Below are 18,982 nucleotides of genomic sequence, written 5' to 3'. Positions count from 1 at the left end.
GCCACCGCCCGGCCCCGGGGGGCGGGCCCCCTCAACAGCCGCGCCCCCCGGGCCGGTGATTCGTCCCGCCTGCGTCGCGACGGGCGGGTCGGGTCAGTTACCGCTCCACCAGCGCGCAACGGCCCGCCACAGCCTTACCGGTGCGGGTCCGCTGCGCTGCTGCGGGATCCGGCCGCCGACCCACTGCCCGGCGGACGTGCCCCAGGACTCGTCGGTGACCGTCGCGGTGTACGTCACACCAGGCACACCAGTCCCACCTGTCGCACTGATCGAGGCAGGCCCCCGTGCCGCACCAGGAGTGCGTCCGGGTGCGGTGGCGGTGTGCCGGACCGCGGCCTGCGCCTTCCAGTCCTGGCGCGGCGGGTTCGGCCTCCCCGAGGATGGCGGTTCCTGGTCGTCCTGCGGCGTACGCGCGGCGAAGTCCGCCGGGAGCTCCACCAGGTGCCGGCCCAGAATGTTCCCGATCCAGCTCAGCCGGCTCTCGTCGACGGCGAGTTCGAGGTCGGGGAGCCGCATCAGCAGTGCGTCGACACCGACGTCCGCGATGGCGCGTCCGATGTCCTGCCCGGGGCATTCATGAGGGCCGCCGCTGAACGCGAGGTGGGCGCGGTTGCCTTCCATGTCGGCGCCCAGGTCGGGCCTCACCACCGGATCGGTGTTGGCCGGTGCGATGCCGACGATCAGGGCGTCGCCCGCCTTGATCTGCTTTCCGCCCAGTTCGGTGTCGCCGACCGCCCAGCGGCCGAAGACCGCGGTGAACGGCGGTTCGTCCCACAGGCTCTGCTCGACCGCTTCGGGCACCGTCATATGGCCGCCGCTGAGCCTGGCCCGGAAGCGGGGGTCGGTGAGCACCATGCGCAGGACGTTGGCGATCAGGTTGGCGGTCGACTCGTAGGCGGCGATGAAAATCAGCCGCAGATGCTCGCTGACCTCCTGGTCGTTCATTCGTGTCGGGTGTTCGACGAGCCAGGTGGCGAGGTCGTCCGCGGGTTCGCGCCGGCGGCGTCGGACGAGCCGGGTCAGCGCCTCGAGGACGTAGGCGTTGCTCGCGATCGCGGTCGCCGTACCGCGGGTCATGTCGCGGGCGGCCTGGACCATCCGGTCGTTGTACTCCTCGGGCATGCCGAGGATCGCGCACATCACCATCATCGGCAGCCGCTCGGCGAACTGGCTCACCAGGTCGACGCGGCCTTCCTTGCAGAAGTCGTTGACCAGCCGGTTGCTGTAGCGGTTGACGTGGCGGCGCACCCCGCGGGAGTCGATGCGGCTCATGCTGTCGGTGACCGCGCGGCGCTGGCGCTCATGGGTGGCGCCGTCGGCGAAGACACAGGCCGGCTGCCAGGTGAAGATCGGGGCCAGCGGGTGGTCCGGGCCGACGGTGCCGTCCTGCAGGGCCCGCCACCGCCGGGAGTCGCGGGAGAACTGCGAGGGGGTACGGGTCATGTACAGGTTCTCGCTGTGCCCGAGCACCAGCCAGACGGGGACGTCTCCGTGCAGCAGTACAGGGGCCACGCTGCCGTGTTCGGCGCGCAGCTTGTCGTACAGCCCGTTGGGGTCCCGCTCGGCCTCCGGGCCGTAGAACCGGCGTAGTCCGCCGGGGCCGATCCCGAGGCCGTGGGCCGGGCACTCGGGTGGCGGAACCGGCCCCTGGGCCGCTCCGGGCTCGTAGTGGAATGGGGTTGTCACGATCGCTCCAGGGATCAGGATTCCAAGGACCAGACGGATGGGACGTGCGAGGTGTTACGACCTCACCCACGATTGGCAGCGGCGTCGCAACGCCTCTCAGGCGAGCGGGAGGGCCAGACTGTGCAAATAGCGCATCAGCGTCATCAGTACGTCGCGGCTGGAGGCGCGCCGCCGGGCGTCGCAGTCGATCATCGGTACCTCTTCGGGGAGGTCCAGGGCGGCGCGCAGCGCCTCGACGGGGTGTTTCGGGGCGTCGGGGAAGGTGTTGACGGCGACGACGAACGGCACGCCACGATCCTCCAGCCGTCCGATGACGTCGAAGCTGACTTCGAGGCGGCGGGTGTCGACGAGGACCACCGCGCCGAGCGCGCCTTCGAACAGGCCGTTCCACAGGAACCAGAACCGTTCCTGTCCCGGGGTCCCGAACAGATAGAGGATCAGTTCCTCACTGATGGAGATACGGCCGAAGTCCATGGCGACGGTGGTGGCGGTCTTGCTCTCCACCCCGGAGTTGTCGTCCACGCCGATTCCGGCCTGGGTCATGGTCTCTTCGGTGGTCAGCGGCCGGATCTCGCTGACGGATCCGACCATGGTCGTCTTGCCGACCCCGAACCCTCCGACGATCACAACCTTCACCGCGGCTGTCGCCGTGGTGGGAAGGATGTCCTCGCGCCGGGGGCCGGTGATCGTGTCAGAGCTTCTGAAGTCCATGCATCACCGCTTCGAGAAGGGACCTGTCCGGGAGAGTGGCGCGGACGATGGGCGCGCGCGATTCGATGAGTTCGGTCGCGAGGAGTTCGGTGAGGAGCGATGTCACCACACTGAAGGGCAGGCCGAGGTACGCCGAGATCTCCGCGACGGACAACGGCGCCTGACAGAGCCGCAGGATCACGGCCTGCTCGGGCTGGACCGTCGGCTTCGGCTGGGCCTTCGCGACGACCATCGTGACCAGGTCGAGCGACGCCCGCTCGCTGCCGTCGGGATCGCCAGTGATCACGTACAGCCGTTCCGGGTCGCTCAGTGCCGGATCGGCCTCTCGGCGTTGTCGTCGGGGAGAATTCATCCGAACTGCCCGTCATGGCGCGGTGGGCTCGTCAGGTGGGCACCGATCCTGACGACCATGTCGCGCATCCGCGCCCCGACGAGCCCCGCGTCGACCGTCTCACCGGCCAGGACCGCGAGGTACGCGCCGGTTCCGGCGGCCATCAAGTAGAAGAAGCCGCCAGTGACTTCGATGACGACGAGGCGCATGAGGCCGTCGCTGTACGGGATTTCGGAGGCTACGGCGGCGGCCAGGCTCTGCAGCCCCGCGCAGGCCGCCGCGAGGCGGTCGGCGACATCGGGGTCGCCGCCGTGCTGGGCGATGCGCAGTCCGTCGGCGGAGAGCACCACGATCTGGTGGATGTCCGGCACGTCATCGGCCAGTTCCTTGAGCATCCAGTCCATATTTCCCCGCTGCTGGATCACTTCAGGTCTCCCTTGTTCCAGGCATCCTCAGAGTCTTCGCCGGTCTTCGGCTCCTGCGGCACGCCGTTGACGGCGTTGGTGAAGGCCTCCAGCCAGAGTCCGGGGGGCTGCGCCCTGCCGCTGTCGTTCCCCTCGACGTGGCCGGTGGTATGACCACCGCGCTGTCCTGCGGTGGGATCGACGGGCTGTGCCGGGAGGTTGTGCGAGCCCAGGGGGGCGCGGCCGCGGCTGCGGCGTTGCGGGAGACCGCCCGCGGTCCACTCGGTCACCACGGGGACGTCGTCCTCCATGGCGGCCACGGGAACGACCGGCCGGGTGACGGGTGCGACCGGTCCGGTGGCCGGGCGCTGGGCCACGGGGGTGCGGGGCTTGCGCCGTGCCGGCACGACGTGCTTCATGGCCTCGTGGTCGATGTCGCTGGTGGGCCTCGACGTGGCGCCGATGCCGTGGGCGATGCCGGGAGCGGGGCCGGTCGTGATCATGGCGCGGGGCACGATGAGTACGGCGCGGACACCGCCGTACGCGGACTGCCGAAGCGAGACCTGGAGGTCGTACATCCTCGAGAGCCGTCCGACGACTGCCATGCCGAGTCGCGGGGACTCGCCGAGGTCGTTCATGCTCGAGCCGGCCTGGGCTCTGGCGAGCATGTTCTCGGCCCGCGCCCGGGCCTCCTCGCTGAGCGAGACGCCGCCGTCCTCGATCTCGATGGCGATGCCGGTCTGCACCTCGACCGCGGTGACGTGCACCCGGGTCTGCGGCGGCGAGTAGCGGGTGGCGTTGTCGAGGAGTTCGGCGCAGGCATGGATGAGCGGTTCGACGGCCGTGCCGATGATGGCGACCTTGACGATCGAGTGCAGATCGACGCGCGGGTACTCCAGGATCCGCGACATGGCACCGCGCAGCACACTGAACAGCGGGACGGGCTTGGGCCATTGGCGACTGGGGCGGGCACCGCCGAGTACTGCGATGGAGTCGGCGAGGCGGCCGATCAGCGCCGTGCCATGGTCGATGCGGAGCAGGTCGTCGAAGACGTCGGGGTTGCGCCCGTGATGCTCCTCCATCTCCCGCAGTTCACTCGCCTGGCGGTGGACGATCGCCTGGACCCGCCGGGCGACGTTGACGAACGCACGCTGCGCGGAGTCACGCATCGCCTCTTCGTTGTCGATGATGTTCAGCACCGTGTAGACGAGAGCGCGCTGGGCGTCGGGCAGGTCGCGGTACCGCTCGTCCGCGTCGACGATGTCCCGGAGCACCTCTTCGGGCGAATTGCCCACGCGCAGCCGGTGGATGGCGGCCGGCAGGAGCTCCTTGCTGATACGCACGGTCTCGTCGTCGTGTGTGGCGACACGCCGCTCCAGGTCGGTGAAGCGCCGTTCGTACACCGCGCGCTGGGTACGCAGATCGCGTCCCCGGCGGGCGAGTCGAACGGTGAGTGCGGCGATCACGACGGTGGCGAGCGCGCCGCAGCAGACGAGTGGCGTTCGCGCGGCCTCGGAAACCAGTGCCACCGCGGCGGCGGTCGCACCACCCGTCAGGAGCATGGGCAGCAACAAGGCACGAATGACTGGGGCTTCTCGTTCGATCGGCGGTGATTCAACACGAACCATCTAAAACCTCTGGCGGTTGATTCGGGAGGTATACGCGCTTGCAAGACACTCAGGAACAAGCGCTCGAATTCATATCAACTCGACTTCGCTGCGCGTGAGCTTAGTCAGATCGAATCAGTGCTTCGGCACATTCACCCCAACCCCCTGCGCGAGCGCTCCCGCAGCAATACACTCACAAGTTTTTGCACGCACCGCCGCTGGACACGCACAGGGAGTGACGAGTGAGGTGAATTCGCGAGACGGGGCATCGCTCGTACCGCACAGGGGGACATTTTCGAGGATTCACGAAAAATCAACTCGAACATTCTGGCGTAAGTAGTACGGCAGACGAGGAAGCATCCGAACGACTCGACCCCAGGATCAAGCAATCCTGTCCCGCATCGAAGGACAAGGGCACATGTGATCGAAGGGGATCAAAAGGAGTACGCCCTCGCCCACGCCACTTCGGGCGGCAAAATGCTGCTCTCCCGGATGGCGACGGAACAGCGCCGGCCCTGCCTGGGGGGTCAGCCGAGGTACGGCCGGAAGGGGGTGTCGCCGAGTTCGAGGGCCTGCTGAAGAACACGTCCGAGGTGCAGCCCACCACCGTGCACGCGGACACGCAGGGCCAGAGCTTCCCGGTGTTCGCACTGGCCCACCTGCTGGGCTTCGACCTGATGCCCCGGATCAGGAACTGGAAGGACTCGACGTTCTACCGGCCCAGCAAGCAGAGCGAGTACGTGCACATCGACGCCCTGTTCGGCGAGACGGGCAAGAACGTCATCGACTGGGATCTGATCGAGTCCCAGTTCCGGCACCTGATGTGGGTGGCCGTCTCGATGCGCGAGGCGGCGATCTCCTCGTCCACGCTCCTCAAGCGGCTGCGGTCGGGCTCCAAGAAGAACGCCACCTACGACGCGTTCCGGGAGGTCGGCCGCGTGATCCGCACCGTGCAGCTATCAGTTACGTGGAATCTGGCCGCAGCGGAGATCATCTCCGTGCGGTACGACCACGGACTGAGGAGATGTGTTGGGCACGGTGGTGCTGGAGAAGAAGTGGCCGGTGCTCGGCAGGCACGAGCGGGCAGCCGGGTGGTTGCAGGTGTGGGCCGACCTGGGCCGGGCGCCCCGGACGATCGACGCCTACGCCCGAGGGCTGGCCGAGTATCTGGAGATGTGCGAGCGGGAGAACGTCGACCCGCTGACCGCCAACCGAGCCCACATTGCCTTCTACGTAAGGGAGTTGACCTCACGGCCGAGCCGCCGGGGCGCGAACGTGGTATCAATCGACTCGGGCTCGGGCCTGGCCAACGCCACCATTCAGCAGCGCCTGGTGCCGGTCCGGCTGTTCTATGACTTCCTCATGGAGGACGGGCAGCGCGATTCCAACCCGGTCGGCCGGGGCCGCTACACGCCTGGCCGCCGACGCGGCGGGCATGAGCGCGGCCTCGTGCCGAGGCTGACGAAGCTGCCGTGGATACCCACCGAGCAGCAGTGGATGGATGTCGGCGCGCAGGTCCATGGGCCAGCGCGGACCGGGTGCTGCGCGTCTTTCCCGGACAGCTGGCGGCTATGGACCGGTGATGCGGTCCACAGCCCGGAGGGGTTGCTGCGTCAGGCATTGAGGCCCGGATCTGCTTGGAATGTTGCCGAGAACGCAGTGTGACGCGATGACGCCGACTCGCGGTCCTCGGAGACTGCGTGCTCACCCTGACGCCGTTGCGGCAGCGCAACGCAACCGCCCATCTGGCCTTCGCGGTTATAGTTCCAGGCAGCGTCGCGTGCCGGTGGCGGATGGCTCGTCAGGCATGGAGGCGTCGTATCGAAAGGTGGCTACGGCCATTCCCACCCCAATTTCACAGAAGATCAAGCTTTACCCCGCCGAGGACCGGTTCTTCGGCCCCCGACCCGCCGTCCTCGTCCTGCCCGGCGGCGGCTTCCGGGAACTTCCACCGCACGAGGGCGAAGGCTACGCGCGCTGGCTGTCCGGCCTCGGCATCCACGCCTTCGTCCTGTCCTACCGGCTGCTGCCGGACCGGTTCCCGGCCCCGCTCGAAGACGCCCGGGCCGGGTTGGACCACATCCGCAACGGCGACCACGGCCTCGACGTCGGCCGGGTCGGCGTCATCGGATCAAGCGCGGGCGGCCAACTCGCTGGCCTGCTCATGACCGGCCAGGTTCTGTCCATCGAGGAAGGCGTCGCCGACCCGCCCCGACCGGACTTCGCGATCCTGGCCTACGCGCTGGCCGACCTCGACCTGCTGCCGCCGCCGGTGGTCGAGAACCTGCTCGGTGACCTGCTGCCCATCAAGGACGAGCTATCCCCGGCCAAGCATGTGGATGCGTCGGTGTGCCCGACTTTCGTATGGGCCACCGCTCAGGACCCGCCGGGCTTGCCCAACGCCCTGGAGTGGACCCGGGCGCTGGCGGCCGCCGCGGTACCGGTGGAGTTGCACGTCTACCCGGGCGGCAGCCACGGCATCGGCCTCGCCGACGGCGTGGAATACGGCGGCGAGCCGCATAAGTTCATTGCGCGCGAGCCGCACACCGCGTCCTGGACGACCGCGTGCGCGGCCTGGCTGCGACGGGAGGGCGTTCTTGCCGACTGACCGCGTCACCGCCTGGGGCGGGGAACTGCAGCGGGTGCACGGCAAGCTGCGCAATGCGTTGGCACTGGCGCGGGCGGGACTGGACGGCGGCGCCCCCGCCGACGCCGCCATCGACCTGCTGTTGTTCTGCCACGGGTTCTGCGCTGCCCTGTCCGGCCACCATCGCGCCGAGGACGGTTCGCTGTTCCCGGAACTGGTACGGGCGCGACCCGACCTGGCGCCGGTGGTCGCGAAGCTGACTCAGGACCACAACATGATCGAGCACCTCATCGGTGGATTGCAGAAGGCGGTGGCCGACTCGACCGACCCGGAGGTGGCACACCGCCACCTGGACGGGATCGAGGCAGTCATGGAGACGCACTTCAAGTACGAGGAGAAGCAACTGGGAGCGGTGCTGGACGGCATGGATGCCGACTTCGACCGCACCGAGATCTTCGGCCCGATTAGCTGAGCCGCGTCCCGTTCGCGCCGCCCGCCGACGGCGCGAACGGGAATCCACCTGGGTTCGAGAAGGCGCCGGCGGATGCCGCAAGGGCGGCGCTCCTGGCTGCGTGGTCGGGCAGACGAGGATCGGGTGGCGTGCGGAGAAGTATCAGTTGGTGGTACAGCGGCGCGGTGGCGGCGATGAGCAGTTGCCGCGCGTTGGTGTGCGCAGGGATGTCCCCGCGCCGGGCTGCTCGCTGCACGACGATCTCGCAGCGTGCGTACCGGTCTTCCCAGAAGCGCTGTAGGGCGCGGGCGGCTTCGTCGGAACGGAAGGAGGCGGCGATCAAGGCTGTGGTGATCGGCGGCTGGGCGGTCAGCGCCGTCTGGATCTGGTGGTTCAGTGCCGCCAGGTCTCCTGGCAGAGAGCCGGTGTCCTCGGGCTGCCAGTCGTCGTAGCTCGCGGCGTCGAGGACGTCGGCGAGCAGTCCGCCGACGTCCCGCCAGCGTCGGTACACCGTCGTGCGGTGGACGCCCGCGCGGGCCGCGACGGCGTCCACGGTGAGTGCGTCGTAGCCGGATTCCACCAGCTCGGTGCGAACCGCGTCGAGCACCTGCATGCGGATGCGGCTGGTGCGGCCGCCCGGGCGGCGTCGGGCCGCCATCGGAGGCGAGGAATCTCCGACCGGGAATCCGGTTGCTCGGCGGGACGGCGTCATGGCAGCATCTTAATGCAACTGTTGTCGCACTAATGGAGTCGTCGATGCTCTTCCGAAGCGTTCACCTGGCCCAGCGGCCCGTGGGGGCCGCCCCGTCCTCGAATGCTTCGGAGTCTTCGCATGCCTACGCAAATCACCGCTCTCGCCGTCAGCAAGTCCTTGGGCGGCAGGCTCGTTCTTGACTCGGTGACGTGCTCGCTCGCCGCGGGCGAGCGCACGGGGATCATCGGCGAGAACGGGTCCGGCAAGACCACCTTGCTGCGCGTGCTCGCCGGCCTGGAGCGGCCCGACCAGGGAGAGGTCGTCATCCACGCCGACGGCGGCGTCGGCTATCTCCCGCAGGACGGGCGGCTGCCGCCTGGTGCGACCGTGCAGGAGGTCATCGACCGGGCTCTGGGCGAGCTGCGCGCGATCGAGCAGCGGATGCGCCGCCTGGAGGCGGCGATGGCCGACGGCGACGAGTCGGGTATGGACGAGTACGGCGAGTTGCTGACGGTCTTCGAACTGCGTGGCGGCTACGAGGCCGACGCCCGCGTGGAACGCGCCCTGCACGGCCTCGGCTTGGGCCTGCTGGACCGTGGCCGTACCGTGGGCAGCCTGTCCGGCGGTGAGCAAGTCCGGCTGCGCCTGGCGGCCGTTCTGGCAGCAAGCCCGGAGGTGCTGCTGCTGGACGAGCCGACCAACCATCTCGACGAGGAAGCCCTCGGCTGGCTGGAAGAACACCTGCGCACCCGGCGCGGCACCACGGTGGCGGTCTGTCACGACCGCGTCTTCCTCGAACGAGTGGCCACCAGTCTGCTGGAAGTGGACGCCGACGAGCGCAGCGTGATCCGGTACGGCAACGGTTACGCCGGCTACCTCGCCGAGAAGGCGGCAGCCCGCCAGCGGTGGGCCCAGGCGCACGCCCAGTGGCAAGCCGACGTGGACCGGCTCCGTGAGACCGCCGCGACCACCGCCCGCCGGGTGGCCCCGGGCCGAGCGATCAAGGACGGCAACAAGATGGCCTACGACCGGGCGGCAGGCCGCGTCCAGCAGTCGGTAGCCAGCCGGGTACGCCAGGCAGAGGAACGCCTGCGCCGCCTCCTGACGAACCCGGTCCCGTCCCCGCCGCAGCCGCTGCGCTTTGCCCCCGTACTGCGGGCAGGCCACGCGCGGGGCGTCGTGCTCGATGCCTCTGACGTCAGCGTCTCAGCCCGGCTCGGCCTCACATCTCTTACGGTCACAGCCGGGGAACGCCTGCTGATCACCGGGCCGAACGGAGCGGGTAAGAGCACCTTGCTGCGTGTCCTGGCTGGCGACTTGGCCCCCGACAGCGGGACCGTCACCCGCCGGGGCAGGGTCGGCTTCCTCCCGCAAGAACCGCAACTCGGCCGACCGGACGGCACGTTGCTGGCTGCCTTCGCCCGCAGACGAGCCGGGCAAGCCGCCGAGCACGCCGAGCGGCTGCTGGGGCTCGGTCTGTTCAACCGCGACCAGCTCACCGTTGCGGTGGGCACCTTGTCCACCGGGCAGCGGCAGCGTCTTGCGCTGGCACGGCTGGTCAGCGAACCGTCAGATGTCCTGCTGCTCGACGAGCCCACCAACCATCTGTCCCCCGCCCTCGTCGAGGACCTGGAAGCCGCCCTGGCCGACTACGACGGCACCCTCGTGATCGTCAGCCACGACCGCCGGCTGATCCGGCGCTGGCGCGGTGCTCACCTCGCCCTGCAGGCGACTCCCACATCCGCCGCCGCCCGCTGACGCCGCAAGCACCCGATTCGTCACATGGAGCCCCTATGCCTCGCCGTGCCGCCTCGATCAAGCAGATACAGGTCGGTGTCACCTGCCTCTCAAGATCGCATCTGTTCGTTGGGGGATCCCCTTACGAACAGCTCTCACGCGGCCTCGCTACCCCTTTCGGCCGTATCTCGGCTGACCCTCTGCCTGAGGGGCCGTCGGGTGGCCCCACCCGATCAGAGGCCACCCGACACCTCTCAGGGCCCGCTACGGGCGCCCTAGTCCCAGAGGTCGGTGCTGCAGGCGTCCACCAGGGCAACGATGCGGGCGAGGACGTCGTCGGCGGGCTGCGGTTCGTGCCGACGTCCGTCGCGCAGGCGCAGGGCGACATGGTCGTCAGCGGCTTCCCTGGCACCGATGACGGCTTGGTAGGGCGCCAGGCGGCCTTCCCGGATACGGGCTCCCAGGGTGCCGCGATCCGGTCCGGCGATCTCGGCCCGCAGCCCGAGGCCGGTGCACCGCCGGGCGAGCGCCTTCGCATTCGGCAGCTCGGCTTCGGAGACCGGGAGGATCGCCAGCTGGGTGGGGGCGAGCCAGGCGGGGAAGGCCCCGCCGTGTTGCTCGATGAGGTGGGCGACGGCTCTCTCCACGCTGCCGATGACGCTGCGGTGAATCATGACCGGCCGGTGCTTCGCGCCGTCCGGGCCGATGTAGTGCAGATCGAACCGGGCCGGCTGGTGGAAGTCGATCTGGACGGTGGACAGGGTGGCCTCCCTGCCCGCACTGTCGGCGACCTGGACATCGATCTTGGGTCCGTAGAACGCCGCCTCTCCCTCGGCCGCCTTGTAGGGCAGGCCGGAGCGGTCGAGGACGTCGGTCAGCAGGGCGGTGGACCGCTGCCACATCTCGGGGGCGGCAACATACTTCCCGCCGGGTCCCGGAAGGGACAGCCGGAAACGGGCCGCGCTGATGCCCAGCGCCTGGTACGCCCGGCGAATCAGCTCCAGCGCGGCCTGTGCTTCCTCGGCGGCCTGGTCCAGGGTGCAGAAGATGTGCGCGTCGTTCAGCTGGATGGCCCTCACACGGGTCAGCCCGCCGAGCACTCCGGAGAGTTCGGAGCGGTACATGCCGCCCAGCTCGGCCATGCGCAGGGGCAGTTCGCGGTAGCTGTGGGACCGGGAGCGGTAGATGACCGCGTGGTGCGGACACAGGCTGGGCCGCAGCACGATCTGCTCTCCGCCCAGGCCCATCGGCGGGAACATGTCGTCGCTGTAGTGCGACCAGTGCCCGGAGATCTCGTACAGTTCCCGTTTGCCGAGCACCGGCGAGTACACGTGCTGGTAGCCCGCCCGCCGTTCGGCGGTGCGGATGTACTCCTCCAGGGTGTGGCGGACGGCAGCGCCGTCGGGCAGCCAGTACGGCAGTCCCGCGCCGATCAGCGGGTCGGTGTCGAACAGGTCCAGCTCGCGGCCGAGCTTGCGATGGTCGTGCATGGCGGTCTCCTCGCGGTCGTCGGACGAGTGACCGCAAGACGAAGCCCCGGGGCACTCGCCCCGGGGCTTCGGACTGAACAGCTGTCAGCGCGCCGGGACACTCTCCGGCGTCGTCGTCATGGCAGCGCGCTTCATGCGGCGGACGTTAGCAGCAACGTACGGATGTCCGCGCGGATTTTTTTCCGGCGCTGCCGTCGGCCCCGACCGCGGACCAACCCGGTGGAGTCCCGGCCGCCGGTTCAGCGCCGGGCGCCGCCGATGCGCCCCTCCAACTGCACCAGCAACTCGCTGAGCTGGGCGCTGAGTCGGGCACGGGTCTGCTCGTCGAGACCGGACAGCACCATGCGTTCGTACGCCAGCTGCCTGGGCAGCAACCCGTCGACCAGGTCGCGGCCCTCCTCTGTGAGGCGGACATGGGCAACGCGGCGGTCGCGGGCGTCGCTGCGGCGGTCGACAAGCCCGCGCTCCTGAAGGACCCGCAGACGCTTCGTGACGGCGGCGCCGGAGGAAAACGTCTCCCGGGCCAGCTCGCCGGGGGTGAGTTCGCGGTCGGTTCGGCGTACGGCACCGAGCAGGTCGAACTCGGCGCGGGTCAGGCCAACGGCGCGCAGTGGGGCGTCCTCCGCCTGCTGGAGCAGGGCCGCACAGCGGTTGATACGGCCGATGAGTTCCATCGGTCCGGTGTCCAGCTCCGGGTTGACGGCCTGCCACTGCCGCACCACCGAGGCGACGATGTCGTCGGTCACACCGCTCCGTTCTCCTGGGCGGGGGCGATCAGCGCCCGCCGTGTTGCTGTCGCCGCGAGCGTACGGTGTCCGGCCTGCTCGGCCGCGAGGACCTGCTCCCGGGGCAGGGCGCGCTGCCACCATTCGCCCGTTGCGGTGTCGTCGGCCTCGCGCAGCTCGACGAGCGATCCGGTCAGCGTTCGACGTGCGGCGTCGAGAGCGGCGGGCGTGGGCTGCGGGGCGGCGAGCGCGTGTTCGGCGTGAGCGCGGGCCCGGTCGGTGGCGGCCAGCGCCTCTTCGAGGCGTCCGGCGGCCCGGCGGTTGGTCACCAGCATGGCGGCGAGGATGCCCACCCCGGCGCCGATCATGGTGTCCAGGAGCCGGTCGCCTATGAGCTCACGGGCCGGGTAGGTGCCGCCGAACTCCAGGACCAGCAGGGCCATCGGCGTGACGGCGATGGAGCCGAGCCAGTAGTTGCGGGTGATCAGGGCCTCGGCCGCGAAGCCGAAGAACAGGCAGCAGCCGATGAGGGCCAGCGGTCCGGTGCGGCTGACCGGGAGGACGGCGGCGAAGACGAGGACGCCGAGCAGATTGCCGAGGGTGCGCTGAAGGGCCCGGTTCCAGGACAGTGTCACATTGGCCTGGTACAAGGAGGCGGCCGTGACGATCGCCCAGTAGGGCCGGCCGACGCCGGCCGCCTGGGAGACATATCCGGCCAGGGCGCAGCCGACCAGTGCACGGGCGCCGATGGGGAGCAGCGGGGAACCCGGGGCGAGACGGCGCAGCAGTGCGCGACGGGCGTCGCGGCGGCTTCCGGAGCGCCGGGCGGCCCGTTCGGCGTCGATGCCGAACAACTCGTCGGACGTGCCGGGGGCGGGCGGCGGGGTGGGGACAGGTCCGCGGGCTCGGGTCTGCCGGGCCCAGGCGCGGAGTCGTCCGGGAGCGGGCGCGGAAGCGGGGGCAACGTCGGGAGCGATCGGGGAAGCGCCGTCGGCGGCCCCGGCGAGGGCGACCTCGGCGTGGACGACGAGACGTTCGAGAGCCCGGCGCACGGGGGTGGGGTGTCTGGCGTCGAGCAGCGCCTGCCAGGCCGCGTGCACGGCCGCGACTGCGGCGCGCCGAGTGCGGTGGCCGGGGTCGGTGACGTATGCCGCGGCCGCGTCGAGTGCGCGGGCGGTCGCCCGGCGCTCCGGGCCCTCCCTGCGGATGACCGCGGGGCCGACTGCGATCAGCCAGGAGATCACGCCCGCGGCCAGGGTCAGCGCGAGGTGGCCGGGCACCTGGCCGAGGTGCTGCGGGGTGAAGAGTGCGGCCGAGGTGACGAACGTGAAGATCACCGGTCCGGGCGGGCCGATGCGGGTGGCGTCGCAGAGCATCTTCTGCGCGGCGGCGAGCAGTGCGCCCACCGCGATCAGCGTGGCTGTCGATCCGGTGAGCGAGGCCGTGACGAGGGATATCGCCATACCGATGACCATGGAGACGACGACCCCGGCGACGGCTCGGGCGCGGCGGGCGTACGGCAGATTGTGGCCGTACAGCGCACAGAGCGAGCCGGCCATCGTGTACATCACGAGGTCGAGGCGGTCGATGGCGTACAGCAGCAGATCCGGTACGGCGGTGGCGACGACCACGCTCAGTGCCGACTTGAACCACATGTCCGAGGGCCGGGCGAGGCGCAGGGGGGCCGCCAGCGGAAGTCTGCGGACGGAGGGCTGCCGGGATCGGATAGTTGTGTCGCTCACTCAAATACTTTAGCGGGTATTACACCTGTAAAACAACTTGCCCTTGCGACGACGAAGCTCCGGCACCGATGGCCGCCCCCTCCGTGAACCCATAGCGTTCAACTGCAGGAGGACAGACAAATGCGTGTCGATGCACTCACGAAGGAAGCCGAATGAAGCTCACCAAACCGGTGCCCAGTGGTCCCTGCTGGATCGAGCTGAGCACCCCCGACATCCCGGCTGCCAAGTCGTTCTACGCGGCACTCTTCGGCTGGCGCTCCGAGACCGACCCGCGTCCGGAGGCGGGCGGTTACACCATGGCGCACCTCGGAGATGCCCGAGTGGCCGCACTGAGTCCGATCTACCAGCCGGGACAGCCGCCCGCCTGGACGGTCTCGTTCGCCAGCGAGGACACGGACGCCACGGTCGAGAAGGTGAAGTCGGCGGGAGGCTCGCTGCTGATCGGCCCGATGGACGTGTTCGACCAAGGAAGATTCGCAGTGGTGGCGGATCCGTCCGGTGCCGTGTTCTCGCTCTGGCAGGGTCGCGCCTTCGCCGGTGCCGAGCGGCTGAACGCGCCGGGAGCGCTCGGCTGGGTCGAACTCGTCACCCGTGAGGCCGATCCGGCGCTCGCTTTCTATCCCGCGGTCTTCGGATGGACGGTGAACGCCGCTTCGGAGCGCTACACGCAGTGGGGCGTGGCCGGCGAGGAGTTCGGCGGCATGCTGATCATGGACGACAGCTTCCCCCCGGAGGCGCCGCCCAACTGGCTGCCGTACTTCGCCGTGACCGACGTCGACGCGACGGCGGCCACCGCGCAGGGGGCGGGCAGTGAGCTGCTGATGCCGCCGACGAGCATTCCCGACGGGCCGCAGATCGCGGTGGTACGGGATCCGCAGGGAGCGGTGTTCGGTATCTACCGGGCGGGCGACTAGGTCCTGCCGCCGGAACCGGGCCTCGGCCGACGAACCCGCCCACCCACCGGTTCGACATCCACCCGCAGGGGACGGCGAAACGGCCTTCTTGGAGTTCAGCTGATGTACGAGAGCGATGCCGGACTGCTCGCCCCCGGACGGGTCGGCTCCCCCGCGGAGACGGCCACCGGCGACAGCGCCTTTCTGCAGGCGATGCTCGACGCCGAGGCCGCGCTCACCCGCGCCCAGTGCGACTGCGGGCTCGCTCCCGCCGAGGCGGGGCGGGCGGTGACCGCGGCGGCCGACGCGAGCCGATTCGACGTACGGGATGTGGCGCTGCGCGCACGTGCGAGCGGCAATCCGGTCACCCCGCTGGTCGTCGACCTGGTCGCCGCGGTGGAGCAGGACGTCCGGCCGTATGTGCACCGCGGAGCCTCCAGCCAGGACATCCTCGACACAGCCGCCATGCTGGTCGCCGCACGGACCCTGGCGCCGGTGCTCGACGATCTGGTGCGGGCCGCGGACGCGGTGGCACGGCTCGCCGTCGCACATCGCAACACCCCGATGGCCGGCCGCACGCTCACCCAGCACGCCGTGCCGACCACCTTCGGACTGAAGGCCGCTGGGTGGCGTGCGCTGATCCTCGACGCACGGGACCGACTGTCGGCCGTACGGGAATCGCTCCCCGCGCAACTCGGTGGCGCCGCAGGAACCTTGGCCGCCTTCAACACCTTCGCCCTCATCGAAGAAGTCGAAGTCGCCGACGACGGCCGGGGACTGGCCGTGCTCCAGGCATTCGCGAACGAACTCGGTCTGGCCGAACCGCTGTTGCCGTGGCTCAGTCTGCGTACACCGATCACCGATCTGGCGGGTGCGCTCGCCTTCACGGCAGGTGCGCTCGGCAAGTTGGCGGCCGATGTACTCACCCTGTCCCGTACCGAGATCGGCGAGGTCACCGAGGGGAGGGGCGGTGGTTCGTCCACCATGCCGCACAAGTCCAACCCGGTGCGCGCCACGCTGATCGCCGCGGCCGCACGTCGCGCCCCCGGCCTGGCGGCGACGCTGTACGGCTCGCTCGCCGCCAACGACGAGCGGCCCGCCGGGTCCTGGCACGCCGAGTGGGAGCCGCTGCGCGAACTGCTGCGTCTCGTCGGCGGGGCCGCGTACGACGCCGCCGAACTCACCGACGGACTGCGCGTCGTCCCGTACGCCATGCGGGAGAACCTCCAGCTCACCGACGGACTGATCGTCTCGGAGCGGCTGGCCGCCGTGTTCGCCGCACGGATCGGCCGCAAGCGGGCCAAAGAGGTCCTGGTGAGCGCCGCCGCCCGGGCCCGTGCGGAGGCCGCGGATCTGGCCGACGTACTCGCCGACGTACTGGACGAGGAGCCAGAACTCGCCGGTCTCGATCTTTCGGACCTGACCGAACCCGCCCGGTACACCGGCTGCGCGGGCTTGCTCACCGACCGTGCACTGGGCCGCGGATGACCGCGCTCACCGTCCTCGGCAACGCGATCACGCAGGTGGTGGCGGACACCGCCGCCGGCGTCGGGGGCGGTCTGGGACGTTGTCCCCGCGGATCCGGGCATGGGCGTGCATGCCGTGCCACCGTCGGGCTCCCGCGTACCCGCGTCAGCTGAAGCCGCGGGAGTCCTGCTTGAGGGCGGTGTCCACGGTCAGCGCCGTTGCGACCACAAGGCTCAGCAGCGGCTCGGGCAGCTGGTAGTGGAGCTGCAGCACATAGTTGTCCGCCGTGGTGAACAGCGTCTTCGCGAGACCTTCCCAGGTCTTGGTGATCCGCGCTATCTCGGCGTCGTTGTGGTCGACGATCGCGAAGTTCCAGGCACGCCAGTTCTCCGCCTTGATCGCGCCGATCTGCCGACCATCCACCATGATCGCGAAGTTGATCTTGCCGATGGCGTTCTGCTGGACGATCTCACCGACCGGCTGCCCGTCGGGGCGCTGCACGATGACTTTGGACTTGATGAACTTCGCCGGGCGGGTCAGCAGGAGCTGCGGCTGACCGTACGCGTCACGGATCTCGAGGCGGTGGGTCAGGTACTGGTCGATGCTGGTCAGGAAGCGCAGCACCTTGCGCAGGGTGCTCTGGCCGACCTGGACGACCGAGCCGACGGTGTTGCCGTGCTGGTCGAAGACGCTGTACTCGTTCGTCACCTCGATCAGCTTGGCCTTCTGGTTCACGACAAGGACCTGCTGGTTGAAGAGCGAGCCCGCTCCGGGAGCGCCGCCCTGCTGCGGCTGGACCGCTTGCTGCGGCGGGATCCCGGGCTGCTGGTGGGCGACCTGCTGGGACGGTGCCCCCGCCTGCTGGTAGGCCGCCTGCTGCGCAGGAGCGACCTGCTGATGCTGCGGGACGGCCTGCTGCGGCGGCACCTGAGCCTGTGGCTGAGCGGGCACCTGCGCCTGGGCCGCGGCCTGGGACTGCTGCCCAGCGGCCGGGTTGGTGTGCTCGGTCCACTGGGAACCGTCCCAGTAACGCAGCAGCTGGGGCGCGCCGTACGGATCCGGATACCAGCCCGCAGATATGTTCGAGTGCGTTGTCACCGGGGTACACTATCCCGCCCCTCCGACAACGGAGGCCGCACCTGCATATCCACGACGTCCGGCCCTCGTTGAAACTCAGATCCAACATGAAGAGCAAGCTCACACCGCTGGGGCCCAAGGCCGACAAGGACACCGTGCGCCGGAGCAACCTCAGTCTGGTGCTGCGGGCCGTCCGTGACGAGGGCGAGGCGACCAGGGCCGGGGTCGCCGCGCGAGTGGGGCTGACCCGGGCCGCGGTGTCCTCTCTCGTCGAGCAACTCATCGACATCGGGTTCCTCACCGAGTCCGGCAAGACCTTCAGCGGGCAGGCGGGGCGCCCCGGGACCGCGCTCAAAGTGGCGCGCACGGGGCCTTCCGGGCTCGGTGTGGAGGTCAACATCGACTACGTGTCGGTATGTGTCGTCGATCTGGCGGGCACCGGCCGGGTACGGCTCACCGAGCGCCTCGACAACCGCGGCGCACCGCCCGCGGAGGTGCTGGCGCGGGCGGCCCGGATCGCGGCGCGCACCCTGGAATCGGCGTGCGAGCAGGAGCTGTTCCCGATCGGGGTGACACTCGCCCTGCCCGGTCTGGTCTCCGGCGGTGCGGTGCGCCAGGCGCCCAACCTGGGCTGGAATCAGGTTCCGGCCGACGAACTCTTCGCCGCTGCGCTCGCTGCCGAACGGCCCGGTCGCGAGGCGCTGCCGGTGAGTTCGGAGAACGAGGCCAATCTGGCGGCGCTGGCCGAGCTCTGGTTCGGCGGACTCGACACGGTCCGCAGTTTCCTTTATCTGACGGGCGAGATCGGCGTAGGTGGCGCCCTGGTCATCAACGGTGAACTCCTGCGCGGGGCGCACGGGTTCGCCGGGGAGATCGGGCATGTGGTGGTGGACGCGGAGGGACCGCAGTGCCGGTGCGGCTCGCGCGGCTGCCTGGAACAGTACGCGGGACAGGCGGCGCTCCTGCGGGCTGCCGGGATCGAGGAGTCCGGCAGCGGCTCCGGGGTGGCAGAGCTGGAACGGCGCGCCCTGGCGGGGGACGAGCGGGCGGTGGCCGCGGTCGCGGAGGCCGGCCGGATGCTGGGGCGGGTGCTGTCCGGAGCGGTGAATCTGCTCGACCCGGACGCTGTGGTGCTCGGCGGGATATACCGGAACCTGATGCCGTGGCTGTCACCGCCCGCCGACGAGGAGCTGACCGGCCGGGTGGTGTCCGGGCTCTGGTCCCCCGGGAGCGGCCGTCTGCGCGCCTCGTCCGTCGCGGGTGACGCGGCGCGGGGCGCTGCGGCGCTGGTGATGACGGGGGTACTGGCCGACCCGGTGGCGTACGCGGACGGCCCGAAAACCGGCTGATCCACCCGCACGGACACCAGCCGGTCCGCCC

Annotated in this window: 17 protein-coding genes and 1 pseudogene; 8 read left to right on the top strand and 10 right to left on the bottom strand. The window is 70.0% G+C overall.

The features are described from left to right. Positions 1-93: 93 nt before the first annotated feature. The 5 genes from ABT115_RS23645 to ABT115_RS23625 form a co-directional block, all read right to left on the bottom strand. A complete protein-coding gene (locus tag ABT115_RS23645) occupies positions 94-1,686 on the bottom strand; it encodes a cytochrome P450 (protein WP_351793212.1) in 1,593 nt (530 codons plus the stop codon). A gap of 96 nt (positions 1,687-1,782) precedes the next feature. Next, positions 1,783-2,397, bottom strand: coding sequence for a GTP-binding protein (locus tag ABT115_RS23640; RefSeq protein WP_351793209.1), 615 nt, complete (start codon positions 2,395-2,397; stop codon positions 1,783-1,785). Next, positions 2,378-2,749, bottom strand: a complete 372-nt coding sequence (locus tag ABT115_RS23635; RefSeq protein WP_351793206.1) for a DUF742 domain-containing protein — start codon at positions 2,747-2,749, stop codon at positions 2,378-2,380. The genes ABT115_RS23640 and ABT115_RS23635 overlap by 20 nt, the downstream gene beginning before the upstream one ends. Then, positions 2,746-3,153 carry a roadblock/LC7 domain-containing protein gene (locus ABT115_RS23630; RefSeq protein WP_351793204.1) on the bottom strand — a complete coding sequence of 136 codons (408 nt, stop codon included), beginning with the start codon at positions 3,151-3,153 and terminating at the stop codon, positions 2,746-2,748. The genes ABT115_RS23635 and ABT115_RS23630 overlap by 4 nt, the downstream gene beginning before the upstream one ends. Further along, positions 3,150-4,760, bottom strand: coding sequence for a sensor histidine kinase (locus ABT115_RS23625; protein ID WP_351793201.1), 1,611 nt, complete (start codon positions 4,758-4,760; stop codon positions 3,150-3,152). Before ABT115_RS23625 ends, ABT115_RS23630 begins: the two co-directional genes overlap by 4 nt. 572 nt (positions 4,761-5,332) lie before the next feature. Between ABT115_RS23625 and ABT115_RS23620 the strand changes: the two are divergent. From ABT115_RS23620 to ABT115_RS23605, 4 genes and pseudogenes are all read left to right on the top strand, one after another. Further along, positions 5,333-5,635: pseudogene (locus ABT115_RS23620) on the top strand (Tn3 family transposase); the annotation flags it as partial. A 142-nt stretch (positions 5,636-5,777) separates the two neighbouring features. Then, complete coding sequence (locus tag ABT115_RS23615) at positions 5,778-6,404, top strand: site-specific integrase (RefSeq protein WP_351793232.1); 627 nt, start codon at positions 5,778-5,780, stop codon at positions 6,402-6,404. Between the two features lie 163 nt (positions 6,405-6,567). After that, positions 6,568-7,347, top strand: a complete 780-nt coding sequence (locus ABT115_RS23610; protein ID WP_351793198.1) for an alpha/beta hydrolase — start codon at positions 6,568-6,570, stop codon at positions 7,345-7,347. After that, the gene (locus ABT115_RS23605; protein WP_351793195.1) at positions 7,337-7,798 is read left to right on the top strand and encodes a hemerythrin domain-containing protein; all 462 of its coding nucleotides are present in this window, start codon (positions 7,337-7,339) and stop codon (positions 7,796-7,798) included. Before ABT115_RS23610 ends, ABT115_RS23605 begins: the two co-directional genes overlap by 11 nt. Here the strand turns inward: ABT115_RS23605 and ABT115_RS23600 are convergent. Further along, on the bottom strand, positions 7,791-8,489 hold the full coding sequence (locus tag ABT115_RS23600; RefSeq protein ID WP_502969146.1) for a TetR/AcrR family transcriptional regulator: 699 nt from the start codon (positions 8,487-8,489) through the stop codon (positions 7,791-7,793). The two genes, ABT115_RS23605 and ABT115_RS23600, sit on opposite strands and share 8 nt — an antisense overlap. A gap of 120 nt (positions 8,490-8,609) precedes the next feature. Between ABT115_RS23600 and abc-f the strand changes: the two genes are divergently transcribed. After that, positions 8,610-10,229: a ribosomal protection-like ABC-F family protein gene (gene abc-f, locus ABT115_RS23595; RefSeq protein ID WP_351793192.1), complete on the top strand. Its 1,620-nt coding sequence runs from the start codon at positions 8,610-8,612 to the stop codon at positions 10,227-10,229. 254 nt (positions 10,230-10,483) lie between these two features. On the opposite strand, the gene thrS is transcribed toward abc-f, so the two are convergent. From thrS to ABT115_RS23580, 3 genes are all read right to left on the bottom strand, one after another. Next, positions 10,484-11,779, bottom strand: coding sequence for a threonine--tRNA ligase (thrS, locus tag ABT115_RS23590; protein ID WP_351793226.1), 1,296 nt, complete (start codon positions 11,777-11,779; stop codon positions 10,484-10,486). A 158-nt stretch (positions 11,780-11,937) separates the two neighbouring features. Then, the gene (locus ABT115_RS23585; protein WP_351793189.1) at positions 11,938-12,444 is read right to left on the bottom strand and encodes a MarR family winged helix-turn-helix transcriptional regulator; all 507 of its coding nucleotides are present in this window, start codon (positions 12,442-12,444) and stop codon (positions 11,938-11,940) included. Further along, the gene (locus tag ABT115_RS23580; RefSeq protein ID WP_351793187.1) at positions 12,441-14,165 is read right to left on the bottom strand and encodes an FUSC family protein; all 1,725 of its coding nucleotides are present in this window, start codon (positions 14,163-14,165) and stop codon (positions 12,441-12,443) included. The genes ABT115_RS23585 and ABT115_RS23580 overlap by 4 nt, the downstream gene beginning before the upstream one ends. Positions 14,166-14,317: 152 nt before the next feature. Here ABT115_RS23580 and ABT115_RS23575 point away from each other — a divergent pair, with 152 nt between their 5' ends. Together ABT115_RS23575 and pcaB are read left to right on the top strand one after the other, a co-directional pair. Beyond that, the gene (locus tag ABT115_RS23575; RefSeq protein ID WP_351793184.1) at positions 14,318-15,079 is read left to right on the top strand and encodes a VOC family protein; all 762 of its coding nucleotides are present in this window, start codon (positions 14,318-14,320) and stop codon (positions 15,077-15,079) included. Between the two features lie 102 nt (positions 15,080-15,181). After that, positions 15,182-16,546, top strand: a complete 1,365-nt coding sequence (pcaB, locus tag ABT115_RS23570; protein ID WP_351793181.1) for a 3-carboxy-cis,cis-muconate cycloisomerase — start codon at positions 15,182-15,184, stop codon at positions 16,544-16,546. A gap of 144 nt (positions 16,547-16,690) precedes the next feature. Here the strand turns inward: pcaB and ABT115_RS23565 are convergent, their stop codons facing one another. Further along, complete coding sequence (locus ABT115_RS23565; protein ID WP_351793178.1) at positions 16,691-17,623, bottom strand: LURP-one-related family protein; 933 nt, start codon at positions 17,621-17,623, stop codon at positions 16,691-16,693. A gap of 86 nt (positions 17,624-17,709) precedes the next feature. On the opposite strand from ABT115_RS23565, the gene ABT115_RS23560 reads away from it, so the two are divergent. Next, entirely contained in the window at positions 17,710-18,951 is a 1,242-nt protein-coding gene (locus tag ABT115_RS23560) for an ROK family protein (RefSeq protein WP_351793176.1), read from the top strand. Positions 18,952-18,982 lie beyond the last annotated feature (31 nt).

The sequence above is a fragment of the Streptomyces sp. NPDC001832 genome, assembly GCF_040297265.1.
Lineage (GTDB): Bacteria > Actinomycetota > Actinomycetes > Streptomycetales > Streptomycetaceae > Streptomyces.
This window is presented reverse-complemented; position numbering and strand designations above follow the sequence as displayed.

Excerpts from the sequence above, each read along its gene's own strand:
- ABT115_RS23640 (WP_351793209.1), bottom strand. The coding sequence starts at position 2,397 with ATGGACTTCAGAAGCTCTGACACGATCACCGGCCCCCGGCGCGAGGAC.
- ABT115_RS23575 (WP_351793184.1), top strand. The coding sequence starts at position 14,318 with ATGAAGCTCACCAAACCGGTGCCCAGTGGTCCCTGCTGGATCGAGCTG.
- ABT115_RS23600 (WP_502969146.1), bottom strand. The coding sequence starts at position 8,489 with ATGACGCCGTCCCGCCGAGCAACCGGATTCCCGGTCGGAGATTCCTCG.
- pcaB (WP_351793181.1), top strand. The coding sequence starts at position 15,182 with ATGTACGAGAGCGATGCCGGACTGCTCGCCCCCGGACGGGTCGGCTCC.
- ABT115_RS23635 (WP_351793206.1), bottom strand. The coding sequence starts at position 2,749 with ATGAATTCTCCCCGACGACAACGCCGAGAGGCCGATCCGGCACTGAGC.
- ABT115_RS23625 (WP_351793201.1), bottom strand. The coding sequence starts at position 4,760 with ATGGTTCGTGTTGAATCACCGCCGATCGAACGAGAAGCCCCAGTCATT.
- abc-f (WP_351793192.1), top strand. The coding sequence starts at position 8,610 with ATGCCTACGCAAATCACCGCTCTCGCCGTCAGCAAGTCCTTGGGCGGC.
- ABT115_RS23560 (WP_351793176.1), top strand. The coding sequence starts at position 17,710 with ATGAAGAGCAAGCTCACACCGCTGGGGCCCAAGGCCGACAAGGACACC.